This is a genomic window from Vagococcus sp. (genome assembly GCF_036639995.1).
Classification (GTDB): Bacteria; Bacillota; Bacilli; order Lactobacillales; family Vagococcaceae; genus Vagococcus.
Map to the genome: position 1 here is coordinate 62,459 of NZ_JAVWHO010000005.1, position 18,351 is coordinate 80,809.

Consider the following 18,351-nt stretch of genomic DNA (forward strand, 5'->3'; position numbering starts at 1 on the left):
TCTCGATTTTTTTATTATCCTTGATATTTAAAGACAACACTACTGTCATAAAGTTTTAATACTTTTTCAAATAAGAATTTAGATAAAAGACCCACAGCAATTGGAATAATAAACCAAGAAACAATTAATAAAACAACATTTAATCCTGCATCTAATGAAGCTAGTGGTCCTACTAATCCTACTAATCCAAATCCAGCCGAGTTGGGTGTTCCTGAAATGTTAAATAGTGCAACTGGAATAGCTGAAATAGCTGCTGTAAATAAACATGGTACTAAAATAATTGGATATTTGAAAAGGTTTGGCATCATCATTTTCATTCCACCAAGTGCAACAGCTAGTGTGACACCTGATTCGTTAACTTTCCATGAATTAATAACTAAAACGATAGTTGTTGCGGCAATTCCCATCGCTGCGGCACCGGCAGATACACCATTAAGTTGAATCGCCATACCAATTGCAACAGTTGTAATTGGTGAAATAATTAATGCTGCAAATGAACAAGCAATCAAGATACTTGCAACAATTGGTTGGAAATCAGTAAAGGTATTGATGACATTACCAATAACTGCAGTAATTTGAGTCACATATGGATAAGTTAGCATTCCGATAAGTCCTGCGCCAATTCCAACTACAATCGGTAAAGCAATAATTTCAACAGAACCAAATTTGCTCTTAATCCACATCATCATTAAAACAGCAACTGCAGCAGTAATCATGATATTAATAATATCACCTGTACCTGCAGCGACAAAACCTTTGATTTCTGGGTTAAATTTAATTACACCAGACCCAGCAAAAGCAGCTCCACCAACAATCATCATTTTTGGCGGTGTTAAATCGAATTGTTTGGCAATTAATGCTGCAATAATAAGTGGCGTTGCTACTTGGAAAATTTGAGCAGCATGGATAATCATTTGAATAATAGCGATATCAGCAAAATATTTTAAAATAGCTCCTAACACAGCATTTGGAATCAAAGCGATAATTGTTCCTTGTGCTGTTCCAGCTAGTAATTTGTTAAAAAAGATTTTCGGCGTCATTTTTGGTTGTACAGCTTCGTTTGTCATGGTAATTTCCCCTATTTTTTTAAAATTTTTAACGAATAAAAATAAACCTTGAGAATTATTGCACTTAGTTATTTAAATAAATATCTTAAGGAAGAAGATTTTCCGCATCGTGCGGAAAATCTTTTCCTAGTGTAAAGCTTAATAAATGTCTGCTTCGCTTGAGAATCTTGCTAAGTTTTCTTTGATGTCTTTCAAGAATTTACCTGCTTGTTGGCCATCTAAGATACGGTGATCGATTGATAGACATAAGTTAACCATGTCTGCTGTTTTAAATCCGCCATCTTTAGTTGGCACAATACGTTTGTTAATTGATTCAACTTGTAAGATTGCTGCTTGTGGGTGATTGATAATTCCCATTGATTGAACTGAACCTAAGCTACCTGTGTTGTTTAATGTGAATGTTCCACCTTGCATATCTGCATTTGAAAGTGAGCCACTACGAACATCAGATGCTAAACGGTTAATTTCTTTTGTAAGTCCAGCTAGTGATAAGTTATCAGCTTGATGGATAACTGGTACAAATAGATTGTCATCTGTTGTCACAGCAATTGAAAGATTAATATCTTTATGGTAAACGATATTACCATCTTGCCATGACGTATTGATTTTCGGATTTTTCTTCATTGCTTGAACAACTGCTTTAGCAAAGAATGGGAAGAAGCTTAGAGAAATACCTTCTTGTTTTTTGAAGTCATTTTTAACACTATTACGTAAGTTAACGATGTTAGTCACGTCTGCTTCAACCATAATCCAAGCGTGAGGAATTTCATTCACAGATTGAACCATTTTCTTAGCAATTGCTTTTCTAACGCCATCAGCTGGAACAATTTCATCGTTGCCACTTGCAACAACTGGTGCTGCAGCTTTTGGAGTTGGTGCTGCTTGAGCTACTGGAGCTGGTGTTTCTTCAATAACTGGTGCTACCACTGCTGCTCCTGGAACAAAGTTTAAGATATCTTTACGAGTAATACGACCTTCTTTACCAGTACCCGTTACAAGAGATAAGTCAATTCCTTTTTCACCTGCTAATTTTAAAACTGCTGGTGAAAAACGGCCTGCTGCTGCTCCTGCTGGTTTAGCTGGTGCTACTGGTTTTTCAACTTTTTCTTGAGTCGCTGCAACTGGAGCTGGTGCTGCTTCTTTTTCAGCAACTGGTGCTGCCGGTGTATCTTCTGCTCCTTCAACTTCTAAAGTCATTAATACTGTACCAATTGGATAATCAGTATCAAGTTCTACTAAAAATTCTTTTACAACTCCATCAAAATCAGATGGAACTTCTGTTGTTACTTTATCTGAAACAACCTCCATTAATGGAGCGTATCGTTTAACTGTGTCTCCTGGTTGAACCAACCATTGTACTACTGATGCTTCTGTTACACTTTCACCTAAACTAGGTAGTAAGATTTCTTTTATTGCCATATCTATCATCATCCTCCTATAAGACTAAAATTAAAACTCTGCTAATTCTCTCATTGCATTAGTTACTTGTTCTTCATTCACTAAGAATTCTCTTTCAAGTGGTAATGCGTATCCCATAGCAGGAACATCTGGTCCAGCTAAACGTTGGATTGGTGCGTCTAATTCAAATAATGCATCTTCTGAAATCATTGCTGCGATTTCGCTAATGATTGCACCTTCCTTGTTATCTTCTGAAACTAATAATACTTTACCTGTTTTCTTAGCAGCGTTTACTAATGTTTCTCTATCTAATGGATAAAGAGAACGAACGTCAACTACTTCTGCATCAATACCTTCTTCAGCTAATTTTTCAGCTGCTGACATTGCATATTGTAGCATCATGCCGTAAGCGATAACTGTAATATCGCTACCTTCACGAACAACATTTGCTTTATCGATTGGTACAATGTAATCATCTGTAGGAACGTCTGCTTTAAGTAGACGATATAAACGTTTATGTTCGTAGAAAATAACTGGATCATCTGATCTGATTGCAGCTTTAATCATACCTTTTGCATCATATGGATTAGATGGTGTCACAATACGTAATCCTGGTTGTCCAAAGAATACTTTTTCAGTTGATTGAGAGTGATAAAGTCCACCACGAACACCACCACCATAAGGCGTACGGTAAACAATAGGTGCTGTCCAATCTCCTTTAGTACGGTAACGCATTGTACGAGCTTCTGATAAAATTTGGTTTGTTGCTGGTAAAATATAATCCGCAAATTGGAATTCTCCGATGGCACGGTAACCTCTAAGGCCTAAACCAATTGCCAAGCCTCCGATTAACCCTTCTGTTAATGGTGTGTTGAAACATCTATCGTCACCATATTTTGCAGCTAGTCCTTTAGTAACGCCGAACACGCCACCTTTATCTCCACCAACGTCTTCTCCGAAAATTACAACTTTTTCGTCGCGACCCATTTCTTCAGATATTCCTAAATTAATTGCCTCTAAATATGTCATTTCAGCCATTGTTATTCAATCCTCTCTTTTATCTGTTAATTATTTAGCGTAAACTTCGTCGTATAATGATTCTGCTGTTGGTTCTGGCATAGCTTCTGCTTCATCAGTTGCTGCATCTACTTCTGCACGAACTTCTTCATCAATTTTCGCTAATTCATCTTCTGTTAGATATTTTTCTGCGATTAATTGTTTCACCATTGCGTCAATTGGATCTTTTTGTTTCATTGATTCAATTTCTTCTTTAGAACGATAAATTGTTTGGTCATCATCAGCAGAGTGAGATGTTAAACGAGATACTCTAAGTTCAATTAATTTAGATCCATTGCCAGCACGAGCATCTTCTACAGCTTTTTTGAAAGTTAAGTAAACTTCAGTAAAATCATTTCCGTCTACTGAGATACCTTCAAATCCGTAACCATGCGCACGATCTGACATAAATTCATTTGCATATTGTTCTTCGATTGGCACTGAGATGGCATATTTATTATTTTCGACAACAAAGATTAATGGTAATTTTTTAACACCAGCAAAGTTCATTGCTTCTTGAACTTCCCCTTGGTTTGCTGAACCTTCACCAGTTGTCGTTAATGTTACAAAATCAGATTTTTCTAGTTGAGCTGAGTAAGCAACACCAGTTGCAAGTGGCATTTGAGTACTTACTGTTGATGCAAATGACACAATATTATGCTCTTTTGAACCATAGTGGTTAGGCATTTGGCGAGCGTGTGAAGATGGATCTGCGTCTTTACCAAATGAACCCATTAAAATATCTTTTGGTGTCATTCCCCATACAAGACATGCTGTCATGTCACGGTAGTATGGTAGAAAATAGTCTTTTTCATGGTCAAAAGCCATAGCCATTGCTACTTGTGCTACCTCTGCACCTTGACCTGAAATATTAAATGATGTTTTACCAATTCTTGTTAGTTGCCATAAACGTTCGTCTAAACGACGTCCTCTTAACACCTCACGGTATGCTTGGATAATCTCTTCTTTACTTAGACCTGATTTTTTTAATGTTTTCATTTATATCAACCTTTCTATTATTTATGAATGGCTTTGCCATATGTATCTAATGCAGCTTCTTGAAGTACTTCTGTTAATGTTGGATGTGGGTGAATTGCTTCCCCAATCTCAAGTGGTGTTGCATCTAAATAGATTGATGTGCTTGCTTCTGAAATTAAATCCGTTGCATGTGGTCCTATGATTGAAACACCTAATAAATCATCTGTTTCAAGATCACGAATGACTTCGATAAATCCTTCGTTTCCACCATAAACTAAGGCTTTTCCGTTTCCAGCAAAATTGAATGTACCAATTTTAACTTTTTTACCTTCTGGAACTGTTTCCTTAACATAACCAACACTTGCTACTTCAGGGTTTGTGTAAACTCCACGAGGCACATTAGTGTAGTTCAATGGTTCAACGTCTTCACCTACCATATGAGCAACTGCTAATTCGCCTTCTTTCATAGCCACATGTGCTAATTGCATTGTGTCAATACAATCACCAATTGCGTAAATATGACTTTCAGTTGTTTGGTAGAATTCGTTCACTTGAATTCCTTTTGGTTCGTATTTAACAGATGTGTTTTGTAAACCAATACCTTCAACTTTTGGCGCACGACCGATAGCAACCATCACTTTATCAACTGTCAATTTATCTTGACCTTCAATTGATACTTCAACGCCACTATCTTTAACTTCAGCAGATTCAACTTTGCTGCTAAGTAATACTTTAATACCTTTTTTAGTTAAGCTCTTCTTAAGTTCACGTGAAATTTTAGCGCTTTCATTGATAAGTAAGCGATCTAAGAATTCAACAATAGTTACTTCTACACCTAAACTATTTAATAACGATGCCCACTCAACTCCGATAACGCCACCACCAACAATCACGATTGATTCTGGCAATTCTTCAAGTTGAAGCATACCATCTGATGAAAGAATATCTTTTTCATCTAAAGGAAGATTAGGTAATGTTCTTGGTGTTGAGCCTGTTGCGATGATCACATTTTTAGGAACAATAATTTCTTCTTCTTTACTTTTATCATTAAAAGTTACTGCAACAGCACCTGAAACAGGTGAGAAAATTGATGGGCCTAAAATTGCGCCTTCACCTTCAAGAACTTTGATTTTGTTTTTCTTACATAATCCTTCTACACCACTATGTAGTTGGTCAATGATTGATTGTTTGCGTTCTTGAATTTTTTTGAAGTTAACAACATGATTATTTTGTCCTTCAATACCAAACATTTCTGCTTCTTTAATTGTGTCGTAAACTTCGGCACTTCTTAATAAAGCTTTTGTTGGAATACAACCTTTGTGTAAACATGTTCCACCTAATTTGTATTTTTCAACAATTGTTACGCTTAATCCGCTTTGAGCAGCACGAATTGCAGCTACATAGCCACCAGTTCCGCCACCTAAAATCAGTAAATCTGTTTGCTCTGCCATTTTTTACATCACTCCTACTTTACAATCTCTACAGCACCATAATCCAAGGCATCTTCTTCACCAGCTAAAACACGAAATGCACCTTCATAAAGAGCTTCCATTTCCATTTCACCTGGGAAAGCTTTAACTGGGGCAATCCATTCTACAAACTGACTAATCTTACCTAAGATATAGTCTGAGTAAATAGCTCCACCGGTTAAAACAATTGCATCTACTTTTCCTTGTAGCACAACTGAAAGTTCCCCAATACCTTTAGCAACTTGGTAGCACATACCATCTAAATAGTACTTCGCTTCCTCTTCGCCATTTTCCATTCTCTTAGCAACTTCTCTTAAATCTGTTTCACCAAGATAAGATTTAAGACCTGCATTTCCAGCAATAAGTTTTTTCACATCACCTAATTCTAAATTATTTGAAATAATTAAATTAGCAAAATCAATTAATGGTAATGATCCACTTCTTTCTGGTGTATATGGACCTTCACCATCTAATCCATTAATCACATCAACCATCTTGCCATTTTGATGAGCACCAATACTAATGCCGCCACCCAAATGAGCCACGATTACTGAACTTGTTTCATATGTTTTACCAAGTTCCTCTGTTGCTTTTCTTGAAACAGCCTTTTGATTAAGTGCATGTCCCACGCTTCGACGTTCAATTCCTTTAAGACCAGAAATTCTTGCTAGCGGTTTCATTTCATCCACTACAACTGGGTCAACGATAAAGGCTGGAATATTCAATTCTTTTGCGAACTCATTAGCTAAAATACCGCCAAGATTTGATGCGTGTGTATTATATTTTTCTGTACGTAAGTCTTCTAACATCTCAGCTTCTACTTTATACGTTCCACCAGGAATTGGTTTTAATAAACCACCTCGACCTACAACAGCAACTAATTTGTCTGACATCTCAAGCTTCTCAACAAAAGATAAAATAATTTTATAACGAAATTCGGTTTGACTAATCACACTATCAAATTGTGCAATTTCTTCAACACTGTGTCTAATTGTCTCTTCAGCAATTAGTTTGTGATCAGAAAATATTGCCGTCTTCGTTGACGTTGAACCAGGATTAATAACTAATATAGCTTCCATTCAGTTCGCTCCTTTTTATTTATACTTGCTTCATCGCAAATTTTAACGAATGTAATTTACTATCGGTAGAATCACTTCTAGAAGTTAAAACAACTGGAACTTTTGTCCCAATAATTGTTCCGCCAACCATCGCACCACCAAAAATTGTTAGTGATTTATAAAGGCTATTTCCTGCATCAATTGCTGGAACTACGATGACATCTGCATCACCCATGATAGGACCTTCATAACGTTTGTGTTCTACTGCTTCTTTTGATAAAGCCAAGTCTAGAGAAATTGGACCAAATACGGTACTGTCTGTTTCATCTTTAAAATGCTCTGTTACTTCAGTTGCTAAAACAGATGATGGCATTTTTGGATTAAAATTCTCAGCAGCACTTAAAAGAGCTATCTTTGGATGTGTTATGCCAATCTTATGAGCCACTTGTTTTACGTTGCCCACAATCTCAATCAAGCTATCTTTGTCTGGTGCAATATTCATTGCGCAATCCGTTAATAAGAAGGATTGGTCATGTGTTGGTAAATCAACCATTGCAACATGAGATAGAACTTTTTGAGTTTTTAGTCCATGTTCTTTATTAAGTAATTCTTTTAATAGTGTATGAGTTTGGATGATCCCTTTTAGTAAAATTTGAGCTTTTCCTTCTGCCACAAAACTTACGGCTTGTTTTGCTACATCCAATTCATCTTCACAGTGAAAATAATCCCACATACTCTCATCTGCAATGTTTTTATTTGTGTCAAACACTACAAACTTAAGCCCCTCTGAATACTCTTTCTTTGCTTTTTTTACGAGTGCTAATATCTCTGGTTGAGATCCTCCTGCAACAGAAATCGTTATCATTTCTTTCACCTCATTCTTTATTTCCTTTTGACACCTTTAATTTACCTCGATTTGTAAGCGGAAACAAATTGTTAATTTTTATTTAGCTATTAATTATTTTAATACCCATTAGAAAGCTTGATATGATAATGTTCGTGTTTTTTTATTTTGTTAGTTTCTGTACATTCTAATCTAATTCTAATACTATTTTTTCACATATTATTTCTTTAAACTACGTTAAAGATAAAATAAAAACATTTTTGTTTCAACCTGTTTTTCATTTTTAACAAAAAAAGAGCCGAAAGTTAGTTTCTAGAACTAACTCCCGACTCTTAAGTCAATGTTTTTTAATTAATAATCACTTGCAGCACTTGAATCAGTACTTGCTCCAATAATTTTAACACCATCACTAGCGCCAATACGTGAAGCACCTGCTGCTACCATGTTTTCTGCATCTTCAGTTGTTCTAACAGCACCTGAAGCTTTAACTAAAGCGCGGTCGCCAACTGTATCTTTCATTAATTTAACGTTTTCTGCTGTTGCTCCAGCTGTTGAGAATCCAGTTGATGTTTTAACATAATCAGCACCAGCTTCAACGGCTAACTCACATACTTTAACGATTTCTTCTTTTGTTAATAATGCAGTTTCGATAATAACTTTAACTAACGCACGGCCTTTTGCTTCATTTACTACTGCTTTAATGTCAGCTAAAACAACGTCATATTGTGCTTGTTTTAAAGCACCAACGTTAATAACCATATCTACTTCATCAGCACCATCTTTGATAGCTGTATCAGTTTCGAAAGCTTTAACTTTTGATGAATTTGCTCCTAAAGGAAAACCAATAACTGTACAAATTTTCACGTCGCTTCCAGCTAATTCTTTTTTAGCTAATGGAATCCAAGTTGGGTTAATACATACAGACCAGAAGCCATGTTCTTTTGCTTCACCAGTTAATGTAATAATATCTGCTTCTGTTGTATCTGCCTTTAATTTAGTGTGATCGATCATTTTTGCTAAGTTTGTCATAAATAAATCTTCCTCTCTATTTGTCTATAAACAGAGTATACTCCCTATCAGCACAAATGTAAAGTTTTTTTTGAACATAATTTCATTTAGCTAATTGACGCGCCATCCAATAGTCGGTAATCAAGGTGTTAACATAGTTTCCTCGTAACGCTCCATCCACTGCTGCAAGTTTATGATCTCCACCAGCAACTAAAACAGACACTCTCTTTTTAGGTAATTCAGATAGTTCAATGCCTATCGTACGCTCATTTATTTCTTTAGAAGCAATTTGACCTGACTCGTCATAAAAACGAGAACAAATATCCCCTACTGCTGTTTCTTGTAATTGTAATTTTTGTTCTTCCGTCAAATACCCTAATTGAAATAGTAATGCTTCTTCTCTTGTTGTTCCGACTGTGTACATTGCTATAGTTGAATCTTCTTGTAATTGCATGATATGTTGAATATGGCGATCTTTTTCAACCACTTTTTTTACTTCACTATTATCAAAGATTACTGGAAGGGGGAGTGCTGTCCCTGTTGTATGATAGTTATCTGCAAATAGAGAAAGGGTTTCATGGGCATATGTACTCACTTTAGAGTGGGTAATGCTCCCCTTTAGTTGAACCACTTGAACATTTTTTAATTGGCTAGGACGTAATTTCTTACCTACTTCATAAATAGTTGTTCCCCAACCAATCCCAATAATATCACCTTCAACGACGGTCTCTTCTAAAAAAATGGCTGCTTCTAAACTAATTTGCTCAACAATTAAGTCATAATTATCACTTGGTGTTTGAGCAATTCGCACGTCTTTTAATTCGTACTTTTCTTTTATTTTATTGGCTAAAACAAGGGTTTCACTATAGGGATCAGTAATTGTAATTGTCACAAACCCTTTATCTTTTGCGTGTTTTAATAGTCTTGAAACGGTTGGTCTTGAGATATTTAATTCCGTTGCAATTTGTTGCTGACCATACTCTAATTGATAGTACAGTTTAGCTACTTCAACACTTAATTGATCTTTTGACATCGTCATTAGTAAGTACCCTTTCTTTTCTTATCTGTCTTGGTTTTATTTTATCATAAAAAGTAAGTTACGTTATTTTTCTTTATTTTCCTTAATTAACGCCATAAATGCTTCGCCGTACTTGTCTAATTTATTTTGTCCTACACCTTTAATTTGAAGAAAATCTAGAGAAGTTTGTGGTTGTTTTTCAACCATCTCTTGTAATGTTTTATCTGAAAAGACAACATATGGTGGTAAATTTTGCTCAGATGCTAAGTCTGAACGTAATTCTTTTAGTTTATTAAAGAGCTCATCATCCACAACAAGTTGCTTCACTACTAATTGTTTTCTGAATACTTTTTTCTTACCTAAAAGAACATTAATTCCCTCATCAGAAAGAGATAATAAAGGATACTGACCTTTTGATGGGATCAACAGTTGTTCAGCTGTCAGATAATCAATTAGTTGAGTGATTTCTTTTTGCGTCCATTCTTTCATTAAGCCATATGTTGATAATTTTTCAAAATGCCACTGAGTTATTTTTTGATCTTTTGAACCAGTTAATACTTTTCCAACGAGTGATTTGCCAAATTTTTCATCCATTCGCTTCACACAAGATAGAACTTTTTGGGCATCTACTGTAATATCAACAGATTCTCGGTCATCTAAACAGTTACTACACCTACCGCATTTTTCTCCCTTTTCGCCAAAGTAGCGTAAAATATAAGCTTGTAAACAGCCTTCTGTATGTGCGTATTGATTCATCTCACGCAATTTTAAGTACTCATTTTGCTGATACTCAATATTGGCTTCTGATTGTTCAATAAAATATTGTTGTATTTGAGCGTCTTGTGGGCTATAAAGTAACACGGCTTCACTAGGTAAACCATCTCTTCCTGCCCGTCCTGCTTCTTGATAATAGGATTCTATATTGCCTGGCATCTGGGCATGAATAACAAATCGAACATTACTTTTATTAATTCCCATACCAAAAGCATTCGTTGCTACCATTACTTGTGTTCGGTCATAAGAAAAGTCATCTTGATTTTTAGCCCGGTCCATTTCAGACATCCCTGCGTGATACATGGCTGAGGAAATCCCACTGTGTTTAATCAAACGATAAATTCGTTCTACTTCTTTTCTTGTACTGGCATAAATAATTCCCGATTGACCTTGATTCATTTTTAAAAACTCTAATAAATAAACATCCTTTTGATCCTTAATAACTTGAAACGCTAAATTTTCTCTAGCAAATCCAGTTTGAATGACATTCTCATCAGGAATTAATAATAAATCACAGATATCTTTAGCCACTTCAGGCGTTGCTGTTGCTGTTAAGGCGATAATTCTTGGCCTTGGATTGAACGCTCTGATGCGCTCTGCTAAATTTAAGTAGCTTGGTCTAAAGTCATGTCCCCATTGTGAAATACAGTGGGCTTCGTCAACAGCAATTAAATCAACGGTGACATGACGTAATAATTCAAGAAAATCAGCTGTTTCTAGCCTTTCAGGAGCAACATAAAGAAGGGTCACATCACCTCTTGCCGCCATTCCAAGTCTGCGCTGTATTTCTTGATAATTCAGAGTGCTATTTACATAAGTAGCTGGAATTCCCATATCATTTAAGGCATCTACTTGATCTTTCATTAAAGAAATAAGAGGTGACACAACCACTGTTAAACCATCAAACATTAAAGCAGGAAGTTGATAACAAACTGACTTTCCTCCACCAGTAGGCATAATCCCTAATACATCTTCATTTGACAATACTTTATTTATAATTGCTTCTTGCCCTCTTCTAAAAGACTGATAGCCAAATTTTTCTTCTAATAATTTTAACGCTTGCGTCATTTTATCCCTCTTTCCTTGGCTATTATAACTGATTCTCCCACTTTTATCATTCCTTTCTATATAAAGACACAAAAAAAGAAACCAAAGCCAGTACAAGAAAGGCCTTAATTTCTTTGAATGTTTAAAAATCTTGTTCTTCTTCTGATAGCTGGTTTAAAGAAGTAGCATTAAAAAAGAACGCTTTGGGTAAATGCCAATTATAGGCACTTCCAGCAAATCTTAAGCCCACAGTTAAAGCTATAATAACTAAGTAAATCACTGGATTCACTGGAACTGTATAGTACATGAAAATAGCAATTAAGATAGACCAACTGCCATAAATCTCTGTACACAAAACATTGGGTTTCTTTCCAGCTAGTAAATCTCTTAACACACCGCCACCTGTTCCAGTCAAAATTGCCGCAGCAATAACTGGACCAATATGTCCGTTGATATCAAGTCCATATAAAGCCCCTTGAATACTAAATGCAGCTAGCCCTATTGCATCAGAAAACATCTCTAATTTTTTCCAAGACATTAACTTTTTTGGAAAAAAATAAACCAAAAAAATCGTTGCAAAGGAGACATAAAACAAATTTGTTTGACGCCAAAAAATAGACATCGGTAAATCTAAAATCATATTTCTAAGTGCGCCACCACCAAAAGCTGTTAAAAAACCTAAAACGGTGATACCTAACACGTCATAATCTTCTTCCATAGCAACCATTGCTCCTGATAATGAAAAAGCAACTGTGCCAATAATGCTTGTTACTACTAAAATATCCATCCCATATACCTACCTAATCTCACCACAACTAGCAATCATTTGCCAGATACTAATCTATAAGAAAATAAACCGATTGTCCAGTTAAAAAAACTAGATATAATGGAAAATAAGAAATATACTAATTAATCACCCTTAAAAAGTTGTGAAATATTATACAAAAAAATTTATTTTTGTTATAATAAATCGATTAAAAAAGAGAAAAGAGGAATATTAAGAATGAAATTTCCTGAAAACACTTATGAACCATTAAATTTATTTTCCAACTTCTCAGTTGCTGCTAAAAAATCTCCTGAGGTAGCTATCTACTTTGATAAGGAGCTAATTGGGTTTCCTGAACTAGGAACAGAAACAACCTACCATCAAGCAAATCAGTCCATTATCAACCAGGCTAATCGTTTATATAAATTAGGAATCAAAAAGGGAGATAAAGTTATCCTGTATAAATCTCCAATGTTTGATACCTATTTACTTGCAGTTGCTATTAGCTATCTCGGAGCGATTCCTGTCATGATTTCTTATCACTTACCTGTTGAAACGATGACTGTTATGTGCGCTCGTCTAGAAAATCCTTGGCTTATCTATGACAGAATAACAATAGAAAAAGCGCCACTTATTTCGAGTATTGTACCTGATCAGTTAATTGAACTTGAAGAGTTAGTAAAAATCCCTACTACTGAACTTGTTTCTCAAGATTTTTTAGAGACTCATTCAATTTCCTATATGACGCATACTTCTGGAACAACTGGTATTCCAAAATTAATTGCTCATTCTGCTAACTCCATGGGTTGGCGGACTAAATGGCAAAAGAGCGTATTTGATTTAATGCCTGAGAAAAAATTAGTTGCTTTTCATATATCACCCGTTCATTCACGATTTAATATCGGCATATCTTCCTTAATGTCAAAAGGATTTCCTATATTATGGATTGGAAGTAGTCAACAAGATGATTTAGAACAAACGTTATCCCGATTTCATCCCTACGCTTTAGAAACTCATCCTAATGATTTCGTTCAGTGGAGCAATTTAGTTAAGGAACATCCTCATCTTTTTACTTCCTTTACTTATTTCCACTCGACTTTTGACGCGATTAACAAGGGAACAATGGAAATTTTCCTTAATGCCTCTACTGCCAAAAGACCTGTCTTTATGCAAGTCTATGGTCAAAGTGAATGTGGTCCAATGATTATGAGATTCCACACAAGAGATAGTATCAAAAATTTAGATGCTCGAAATATGGGTAATGGGATGCTTGGCTTAACTGAAGTTAAGATTGTTAATGAAAAAAATGAAGAAGTGGCTCCTAATATTTCAGGAAATATTCATATGTTATCAAAAGGACGAGCGCTCACTTACTACAAAGAAGACCAACGCTTTACAGAAAACACCTTTGGTCCTTGGTGGGATAGTGGAGATTTTGGTTACAAAGATGAAAATGGAGATTTATTCCTATTAGACCGCCAAGTGGATTTAATTCGTGATATCGAGAGTACTCTGAAGATTGAAGATTTACTTTTAGATAAATTAGATTTTCTAGATGAGGTAGTCATTGTCAGAGGAAAGGATAATGTTCCTCAACCCATTATTTCAGTGAGTGAACATAAAGAAATGAACTGGGAAGAATGGTTCCAAGCCATTAATGATTTCCCACTTCTCAGCAAACCTTTGATTTGGGATTATGACGCAATTCCAAGAACTGCGACGATGAAAGTTCAACGATTAAAAATAGAAGAGGAATTGAAAAAATAATAATATTAAAAAACCATCTAACATGAGCATTTGGAGTTAGATGGTTTTATATTTGTTTGATTTACTTGCGATATAACTCAATTAATCCCTTTAAAAAGTTACGTGTATAATTATCTCCACACGTTTTATAATTTTTATGACCTTCTTTACGAAGAAATGCACTCATTTCACTTTTTGAAACAGTCACACCAACACCATCTAAAATATCTAACATTTCATCACTTGTTAGTTTTAAGGCAATTTTTAATTTTTTTAACATAACGTTGTTAGCATTTCCTTGTCTAAGTTCAAAAACAGGTTCAGGGCTATCTTTTTTAGCTCCCCTTTGAGAAATGATTATTCCATTTAAAAACCGTTCAAATGATTCATCTGACAATTCTAATTCATAATCGTCTTCATTCTTTTTTCTTAACATTGAGAGATATTCTTCTTTGGTAACTGTTTCTCCCCCTAATCGAAAAATTTCAATCATGTCACTGTCTTTAATGTCTAAAGCGTAGCGTAATCGGGTTAATCGGTCATTATGATTCATTATTTGCTCCTTTTGCTATTTTTAGCATGTTTTCTATAACTCTTGTCATTATATCAGTAAAGTGTTCTCTGTCTTTTTGAGTAAAAGGCTTTGGTCCTTTTGTTCTCTTACCAGCTTTTCTCATTTGTCCACCAATATAGCGCTGTGTTAGGAGAGAATCAATTGTTTCTGGTAAATACTCTTTACCATTATGGTGAAAAATTCGAACTTTTTTACTCAATAGCAAGGAAGCTAAACCATAATCTTGTGTGACAACGATGTCATTTTCTTTCATTTCTTTCACAATACGATAATCGGCTCCATCAGCTCCCTTATCAACATAAATAAAATGGATAAATTCTGGATATTCTTTTGTCGTAAAATGGTCAATACTTGTGACAATTAAAACCGGCAACTGATATTTTCCAGCAAGTTTAATCACTTCTTCTTTAACAGGAGAGCCATCTCCATCAATCACTAAACGCATACTCTCTCCTCTTTTCCTTGGTTACTATTATGTAGTATGAAGGATAATTAATCATTTGACAACTAAATTTAAATGCAAAAAGATCTATGCTATGATTGGTAAATAGAAATGAGGGAAATCATGAACGGAAAAAACAGAAAAGATATTAAAGAAGGACAGCTAGTCGCAATTGTTCTAAAAAAAGATCAACGAAGTGGGCAATTAACTAGAGGACACGTCAAAAAAATACTAACCAATAGTCCCTCTCATCCTCATGGCATCAAAGTCATGCTAGTTGAAGATAATCAAGTTGGACGCGTACAAGAAATTTTAAACAATTAATTTAACTCAATAATTGACGATAGCCACCTAAAACCTTAGGTGGCTATCTAATTAATCTTCTATTTATATTTAAAGTGTTACCAGTACTATTACTCAATTACTATATATTTCTCGCTTAAACAATGCAATCCCTACCTCTAAAGCATCTTATGCAGCTCTTTAGCTGCGCCTAAAACGTATAAACTTCTTAAAAATAAATCTTAATGTTGCATATAAATAATATTAATATCCATTAACTTTAACATGTTTAAGAAAAAAAGCAAGTTTTCACACTTTTTTAAACATTTTAAACACAATAAACCCACTATTTAAACGAACTATTATATTCTTATTTTAATAAATATATAGTAAAAAAATGTTAACGAACATAAAAAAACGTTTAAACAAAAAAACAATTAGCAAATTCTTAACTATTAGTATAAAATGAATATGTACAATGAACTCATTATCTTTTTTAGTAACTAAAGGAGGTGATTTGCTTGTCTAAAGTCGGATAAAAGGTCATTGTGATTTTTTAAGGAGGATTTGTATGAAGAAAAAAATGTTTATTGGGCTATTGCTGTTTGTTTTTTGTCTATTCATTTCTACTGACAAGACAGTATTTGGAGAGCCTGCCGTTCATAATCCAACTGGAAGTGTAAAAATAACTACGGATATCAAAAATAATCCAAATACTAATTTAGTTGATTTAAATACAATTGTGACACGTTTAGCCTACATTGAAGATGAAAGTGGCGCTAAGTTTTTTTGTTTAGATGCTGATAAATGGTACCCTTACGATAATTATTATAGTGCTAGTGAGATTTTAAATAACCCTATCACTTCATGGTTACTCAAAAATTACTATTATGGAAATAGTGTTATTTCAAATGAAAATGAAGAAACTCGTTATGCAGCAACTCAATTAGCTATTTGGGCAATCACTAACCCAGCTAAATATGCTGATTTAGCCGTTGTAACAAATAACCAAATAATCATGGATTTAATCGCTGAAGCTAACACTCACGCTAATGATTTATCTGCTGAGGAAATTCTTAAACGAGCAGAAGTAGCGATAAGCCCACTTAGTCAAAAATTTAAATTAAGTGATGATGGATTGCGTTATCTTGCTCAATTCAACACAATCCCTAATGAGTATTTAGCATCTGTTGATTTTTTTGAAACAGATCAATTTTCTTTTAGTTATAATAATCAAAATATCACCAAAAATGTATCTATGGAAGATTCTCAAGAGGGAAAAATTATCAGTATTGATAAAAATTTTCTTAACTCAATTTACAAAGCTGGCACCCCTTTAAAAGTTGATCTGACATCTCTTATCAAAGGATCATTTTTTGTTGGTGTTGCCTACTACACCAGTAACTCAAACTTTCAACCTTTAGGAGCTGTTGAAAACCTAACCCTTGAAAAGAAATTAGCTGCTTCTGCTGAAATTTATTTAGATAAAGGTCAGCTTAAAATTAATAAAATTGATAATCTTACTAAACAACCTTTAACTGGAGCCACTTTTACATTAAAAGATATCAATCAAACAGTCATTGATTCAAAAACAACTGATGATAATGGGGAAATTATTTTTGATAATTTAGATTTTGGACAGTACTTACTTGAAGAAACAATAGCACCAATAGGTTACGAAAATAATAAACAACAATTTACAGTTACTATTGATGAAAAGACACCAGATTTTATTTACCAACTAACTGTTGAAAATAAAAAACAAGAAGAAAAAATGGGTGATATCAAGTTAATCAAAACTGATGATAAAACCAAAAATCAGTTAGAAGGAGCTGAATTTGCCCTTCTTGATAAAGACAAAAAGGTACTTGAAACAAAAATAACTGATAAAAATGGGGAGATTAGCTTTTCTAAATTACCTTTTGGTTCTTATTACTTGAAAGAAACTAAAGCGCCTGATGGCTTTGTTTTAGATAACACTTTACACTCTGTGGTGATTAATGAGAAAACTCCTGGTTTAGTTCAGCAAATCACTCTTACTAATAAAAAACAGGATGTGCTTCTTGGTGGTATCAAGCTAATTAAGACTGATGATAAAACCAAAAACCGATTAGAAGGAGCTGAATTTGCCCTTCTTGATAAAGACAAAAAGGTACTTGAAACAAAAATAACTGATAAAAATGGGGAGATTAGCTTTTCTAAATTAGCTTTTGGTTCTTATTACTTGAAAGAAACTAAAGCGCCGAATGGCTTTGTTTTAGATAATACCTTACACTCTGTGATAATTAACGAAAAAACGCCTAATTTATTACAAGTTATCACATTAAGCAATAAGAAAAAAGAGACTTCCTTAGGGGCAATTAAGATAACTAAGCAAGCTAAAAACTCTAATAAACGTCTTAGAGATGCTGAGTTTACACTGTCTGATGATAAAAAACAAACGATTGAAGTTAAAGTTACTGATAAAAACGGAGAATTAATATTTTCAAATTTACCTCTTGGAACCTACTATTTGAAAGAAACTAAGGCGCCAAAGGATTACCTATTAGATAATAAGATTTATGAAATTAAGTTAACAGATAACTTACCCGAATTAACCTATCAACTAACGGTTACAAATCAATTATCACCAACGACCACCATCACACCAAAAACACCGAAACGAGTAAGTAAGTTTACAAGTACTGTTGTAAAACAATTACCTCAAACTGGTGAAGAATTACTAAATCAGGTACTAATGACTTTACTTGGAATAACAATGGTTTACTATGCATTGATATTTAGGAAACATCATTAATTCCTATATAAAAAGAATGATTCCTTA

The 18,351-nt window shown here is 34.3% G+C and carries 16 protein-coding genes; 3 read left to right on the plus strand and 13 right to left on the minus strand.

Annotated features, from left to right (window positions below; all coding sequences use genetic code 11):
• Nucleotides 1-14 precede the first annotated feature (14 nt).
• The 11 genes from RR554_RS03150 to RR554_RS03200 all read right to left on the minus strand — a co-directional run bounded on the left by RR554_RS03150 (nt 15) and on the right by RR554_RS03200 (nt 12,504).
• On the minus strand, nt 15-1,067 hold the full coding sequence (locus RR554_RS03150) for a PTS sugar transporter subunit IIC (RefSeq protein ID WP_332462748.1): 1,053 nt from the start codon (nt 1,065-1,067) through the stop codon (nt 15-17).
• Nucleotides 1,068-1,205: 138 nt separating this feature from the next.
• A complete protein-coding gene (locus RR554_RS03155; RefSeq protein WP_332462747.1) occupies nt 1,206-2,486 on the minus strand; it encodes a dihydrolipoamide acetyltransferase family protein in 1,281 nt (426 codons plus the stop codon).
• A 30-nt stretch (nt 2,487-2,516) separates the two neighbouring features.
• The gene (locus tag RR554_RS03160; protein WP_332462746.1) at nt 2,517-3,503 is read right to left on the minus strand and encodes an alpha-ketoacid dehydrogenase subunit beta; all 987 of its coding nucleotides are present in this window, start codon (nt 3,501-3,503) and stop codon (nt 2,517-2,519) included.
• 30 nt (nt 3,504-3,533) lie between these two features.
• Nucleotides 3,534-4,520, minus strand: coding sequence for a thiamine pyrophosphate-dependent dehydrogenase E1 component subunit alpha (locus RR554_RS03165; protein WP_332462745.1), 987 nt, complete (start codon nt 4,518-4,520; stop codon nt 3,534-3,536).
• A gap of 17 nt (nt 4,521-4,537) precedes the next feature.
• Nucleotides 4,538-5,950 (minus strand): dihydrolipoyl dehydrogenase, encoded by a 1,413-nt coding sequence (lpdA, locus tag RR554_RS03170; protein ID WP_332462744.1) that lies wholly within the window; start codon nt 5,948-5,950, stop codon nt 4,538-4,540.
• Between the two features lie 14 nt (nt 5,951-5,964).
• The gene (gene buk / locus RR554_RS03175) at nt 5,965-7,047 is read right to left on the minus strand and encodes a butyrate kinase (protein WP_332462743.1); all 1,083 of its coding nucleotides are present in this window, start codon (nt 7,045-7,047) and stop codon (nt 5,965-5,967) included.
• Between the two features lie 19 nt (nt 7,048-7,066).
• Complete coding sequence (locus tag RR554_RS03180; RefSeq protein WP_332462742.1) at nt 7,067-7,891, minus strand: phosphate acyltransferase; 825 nt, start codon at nt 7,889-7,891, stop codon at nt 7,067-7,069.
• A 330-nt stretch (nt 7,892-8,221) separates the two neighbouring features.
• Nucleotides 8,222-8,899 (minus strand): deoxyribose-phosphate aldolase, encoded by a 678-nt coding sequence (deoC, locus tag RR554_RS03185; protein WP_332462741.1) that lies wholly within the window; start codon nt 8,897-8,899, stop codon nt 8,222-8,224.
• Between the two features lie 82 nt (nt 8,900-8,981).
• Entirely contained in the window at nt 8,982-9,917 is a 936-nt protein-coding gene (locus RR554_RS03190; protein ID WP_332462740.1) for a sugar-binding transcriptional regulator, read from the minus strand.
• Between the two features lie 63 nt (nt 9,918-9,980).
• On the minus strand, nt 9,981-11,738 hold the full coding sequence (gene recQ / locus RR554_RS03195) for a DNA helicase RecQ (RefSeq protein ID WP_332462739.1): 1,758 nt from the start codon (nt 11,736-11,738) through the stop codon (nt 9,981-9,983).
• A 121-nt stretch (nt 11,739-11,859) separates the two neighbouring features.
• Entirely contained in the window at nt 11,860-12,504 is a 645-nt protein-coding gene (locus RR554_RS03200; protein WP_332462738.1) for a trimeric intracellular cation channel family protein, read from the minus strand.
• A 216-nt stretch (nt 12,505-12,720) separates the two neighbouring features.
• On the opposite strand from RR554_RS03200, the gene RR554_RS03205 reads away from it, so the two are divergent.
• The gene (locus tag RR554_RS03205; protein WP_332462737.1) at nt 12,721-14,250 is read left to right on the plus strand and encodes an acyl-CoA synthetase; all 1,530 of its coding nucleotides are present in this window, start codon (nt 12,721-12,723) and stop codon (nt 14,248-14,250) included.
• A 61-nt stretch (nt 14,251-14,311) separates the two neighbouring features.
• Here RR554_RS03205 and RR554_RS03210 read toward each other — a convergent pair whose 3' ends face one another.
• Together RR554_RS03210 and RR554_RS03215 are read right to left on the minus strand one after the other, a co-directional pair.
• Nucleotides 14,312-14,782, minus strand: a complete 471-nt coding sequence (locus RR554_RS03210; RefSeq protein WP_332462736.1) for a DUF1456 family protein — start codon at nt 14,780-14,782, stop codon at nt 14,312-14,314.
• Entirely contained in the window at nt 14,772-15,248 is a 477-nt protein-coding gene (locus tag RR554_RS03215; RefSeq protein WP_332467403.1) for a YaiI/YqxD family protein, read from the minus strand. Before RR554_RS03215 ends, RR554_RS03210 begins: the two co-directional genes overlap by 11 nt.
• A gap of 120 nt (nt 15,249-15,368) precedes the next feature.
• On the opposite strand from RR554_RS03215, the gene RR554_RS03220 reads away from it, so the two are divergent.
• The gene (locus tag RR554_RS03220; RefSeq protein WP_332462734.1) at nt 15,369-15,569 is read left to right on the plus strand and encodes a YwbE family protein; all 201 of its coding nucleotides are present in this window, start codon (nt 15,369-15,371) and stop codon (nt 15,567-15,569) included.
• Between the two features lie 529 nt (nt 15,570-16,098).
• Complete coding sequence (locus RR554_RS03225) at nt 16,099-18,324, plus strand: SpaA isopeptide-forming pilin-related protein (protein ID WP_332467404.1); 2,226 nt, start codon at nt 16,099-16,101, stop codon at nt 18,322-18,324.
• Nucleotides 18,325-18,351: the final 27 nt, after the last annotated feature.

Coding starts and splice junctions, on each gene's coding strand:
- RR554_RS03150 (WP_332462748.1), bottom strand. CDS start 1,067: ATGACAAACGAAGCTGTACAACCAAAAATGACGCCGAAAATCTTTTTT.
- RR554_RS03155 (WP_332462747.1), bottom strand. CDS start 2,486: ATGGCAATAAAAGAAATCTTACTACCTAGTTTAGGTGAAAGTGTAACA.
- RR554_RS03160 (WP_332462746.1), bottom strand. CDS start 3,503: ATGGCTGAAATGACATATTTAGAGGCAATTAATTTAGGAATATCTGAA.
- RR554_RS03165 (WP_332462745.1), bottom strand. CDS start 4,520: ATGAAAACATTAAAAAAATCAGGTCTAAGTAAAGAAGAGATTATCCAA.
- lpdA (WP_332462744.1), bottom strand. CDS start 5,950: ATGGCAGAGCAAACAGATTTACTGATTTTAGGTGGCGGAACTGGTGGC.
- buk (WP_332462743.1), bottom strand. CDS start 7,047: ATGGAAGCTATATTAGTTATTAATCCTGGTTCAACGTCAACGAAGACG.
- RR554_RS03180 (WP_332462742.1), bottom strand. CDS start 7,891: ATGATAACGATTTCTGTTGCAGGAGGATCTCAACCAGAGATATTAGCA.
- deoC (WP_332462741.1), bottom strand. CDS start 8,899: ATGACAAACTTAGCAAAAATGATCGATCACACTAAATTAAAGGCAGAT.
- RR554_RS03190 (WP_332462740.1), bottom strand. CDS start 9,917: ATGACGATGTCAAAAGATCAATTAAGTGTTGAAGTAGCTAAACTGTAC.
- recQ (WP_332462739.1), bottom strand. CDS start 11,738: ATGACGCAAGCGTTAAAATTATTAGAAGAAAAATTTGGCTATCAGTCT.
- RR554_RS03200 (WP_332462738.1), bottom strand. CDS start 12,504: ATGGATATTTTAGTAGTAACAAGCATTATTGGCACAGTTGCTTTTTCA.
- RR554_RS03205 (WP_332462737.1), top strand. CDS start 12,721: ATGAAATTTCCTGAAAACACTTATGAACCATTAAATTTATTTTCCAAC.
- RR554_RS03210 (WP_332462736.1), bottom strand. CDS start 14,782: ATGAATCATAATGACCGATTAACCCGATTACGCTACGCTTTAGACATT.
- RR554_RS03215 (WP_332467403.1), bottom strand. CDS start 15,248: ATGCGTTTAGTGATTGATGGAGATGGCTCTCCTGTTAAAGAAGAAGTG.
- RR554_RS03220 (WP_332462734.1), top strand. CDS start 15,369: ATGAACGGAAAAAACAGAAAAGATATTAAAGAAGGACAGCTAGTCGCA.
- RR554_RS03225 (WP_332467404.1), top strand. CDS start 16,099: ATGAAGAAAAAAATGTTTATTGGGCTATTGCTGTTTGTTTTTTGTCTA.